This is a genomic window from Acinetobacter guerrae, assembly GCF_009372255.1.
Lineage (GTDB): Bacteria > Pseudomonadota > Gammaproteobacteria > Pseudomonadales > Moraxellaceae > Acinetobacter > Acinetobacter guerrae.
The window spans coordinates 1-2,850 of sequence record NZ_LXGN01000016.1 but is presented as its reverse complement, the minus strand read 5'-3'; the positions used below and the strand labels follow the sequence as shown (position 1 = coordinate 2,850).

General features: G+C 43.7%; 1 protein-coding gene. It reads right to left on the bottom strand.

Annotated elements, in window-relative coordinates; all coding sequences use genetic code 11:
- The coding region (locus tag A7A69_RS08700; RefSeq protein WP_152877078.1) for a type VI secretion system Vgr family protein at positions 1-2,850 on the bottom strand (2,850 nt) is incomplete at both ends.

Here is a 2,850-nt window from a genome sequence, read left to right as displayed (position 1 = left end):
TCTTTAGAACTGGTTAGCTCAATCTTATCTTCAGTCGCAATCAGCTTAATGACTTTTTTAGCAATGATTTCAATCAAATCATCCTGCGCCTGTACTTTGATTGGTCCTTTTGCAGCAAAAACACTTAAACCTTTTTGCGCGGCAAATAAACTAATTTTATCCTGCGCGTGTCCAATAATATTTTTTTGAGCGCTCAAATTAATTGAACCACTGGCACTCTCGGCAATATCCTGAGAAGCTTGCAAGATAATGTTTTCAGGTGTGGTCAATGCAATGCCATTCGGTGATGCCAACAACATCAAAGCTTGTCTAAAAATTTTACCTTGTTCTTGTTGCTTGACATCAGCACTACTTTCCAGACCTTGGGTATAATCTTCCATAAAGCCTTGTAATGAACTTAGGGCTTTGAGCGGTGTCATTTCAAGTTTGCTGCCTTTGCTAAAAGTGCCACAGACGCTCATTAGGTCAAAGTCTTTGATCTCTACATTGGCTAAGACTTGTCCTACTTCTTGTAGGCTTTCAAATGGGTTTTGTTTGATTTGGTCTTTTATGCTGGCCAGTTTGCCTTTGATTATGTCAACACCATGTTCTTCTACGTTTTCAATAAAGGCTTTTAAGTTGTCTACCGCTCCTTTTGCGTCGCTAAAAAATGTATTGAATTCATCTACAATGCCTTTGCTATTGCCACCTAGTCCACCAATGTCCTGTATAAAGCCACTACAGTTTTTGAGTGCATGAAGAGGGTCTTTTTGAATACTGTCTTTAAAGAGGTTTAAGGTGCTGTTTAATGCCTGACTGGTCGTTTTAAGTTCAAGTGACTGGATGAATTTAGGGAGATGGTGAATAACATTTAATGCATCACTCTGTTGTTTGGTCGCAACTTCACTGAGCATTTTCATGCTCTCATAGCCTTGTGTGAGTAAGGATTGAGCTTGGGCAGCTTCCAGATGATCAGCAATCGCTTGTTCTTGGGCATAGGTACTAATCAGCATGCCTTTTCCCGCACGTACTGCGCCATAGTAGTCGGTTCTAAGTTCAAATCCCTCACCACGTCCCTGACTACTTTCTTGTTGTTTAGGATGGCTGAGGTTTCCCAGATTAAGTTGGCTAGCACCGTGACTACTGTGGAGTTGGGTGCTAATTTGTCCAGTTGTATCGTCAAACCTGAGTTGGTTGAAGCCTTCACCATGCACTTCTTTAGATCGTATACCACTAAGTTTCTTTGTATCTGGAAGTTGGCCTTTTTGGTCAAATTTTGTAGGTGAACGTTGCGCTTCATGGATTCGACCCGTTACAAATGGTCGATCGACATCACCATCAAAGAAGTCAATGACCACCAATTCACCGACGCGTGGCAAAAACCTTGCACCATAACCTTCTCCTGCCCATGGGGTCAGGACGTCTATCCATGCTGAGTCTGTGTCGTTGTCATTGGTGCCTGCTCCACTATCGTGTTGGTGATCTTCAGTTCGGGTAAAGAGGAATCTGACTTTGACCCGCCCCCATTCATCAACATGTATTTCTTCGTTGGCAGGTCCAACCACCCGTGCTCGTTGGGGATAAACCATCGGCCGATGGGTGAAGGGTTGGTATTCTGGGACTAATTTGATATGACGGCGGATCAGGATCAGTTCATTGCCTTGACGTTCATCGATTTGAAATGGTTTGACCTGTGAACGAGTCAGAAGAGGTTGAAGTTGTTGTTGCAGGTCTTTGGGTAAGTTGTTCTGGTTGTAAAAGTGCTTTTGATAGATAAGAAATTGCCGATCTGCTGTGTCATGTTGATCAATTTCAGGATGGTCTGTCAGTTCAAACCAGTATCCTACTTGTGCATCGCGTACTGTGGTTTGAGCTTTGAAATATTTGGCTTGTTTTTCTTGATAAGCACTTAGGTTTTGATTGAGCTTCTCGATTTGTTGTGAACCTGAGGTTGTAGCCTGATCAGCTCCTGTCAAGTCTGTCGTCCATGCTGCACTGGTTGTCCATGCTTGTTCCAGACTTAAGCTTTCGTTACTGTATCGCTCACTGTGTTGATGGGCGCTCAATACTGAACCACTGCCTTCATCTTGTGTTAATGCTGTTGGTTGCCAACGTTGTATATAGGTCGCTGTCGATTGGAACTGCCGATGTGCGATAAGATGGGTCATGCTGTCAAAGTATTCAGTCGCATGACTACGATGAAATCGGATGCTACCTCGATTCAGTGCGGTAAATGAGGCTTGTTGGTCGATCAAGCGGAGTTGCTGCGGGGCGAGTTCTTGTGTGGAATGTGCAACGAGATGTTGTTTTTCATCAATCAGCCAATTGATGCCTTCGCTACGCCATAATCGGGTCAGAAACTCGTGATCTGTTTCGTTGCTCTGTAAGGTGAAGGGTCGGATATTGTAGTTTTGAGTGAGACCTTTCAGATCAAGGCTTAAGCTAGCGGCAAATAAGGCACTTTTATTTTGCCATTCTTTAAAGAGGATCTGGGTAATTTCGGGGACACTTTTGTTCATGAATACGCGGCTGTTACGGCGTTTGTGCCAAAGTGCGGTAGGGTCTTGCACAGTCAAGGTGTAAAGCGTTAGTGCGCCATCACTCTGACCTTGACTTGCTTGGGTTATAATGCCCGATGTTCGGTTCAACTGCCCTAAATCTGTTACTTGATCAATCGCGACCTGACAGCCTATAAATTGTTTAAGTGCAATGTAGGCATTGTTGGATAAGCAGGTAAGTTCAAGTTTTAAGCCGTCATTGAGTCCATGTTGCCCTTCTATCCGCTGTAAGAAAACCTGCGGGTTAAGAACTGCGTTACTAAACTGTACGTGAATGGCACGTTTGAGTGTCCCTAAGCCTAGATGTTCTAAT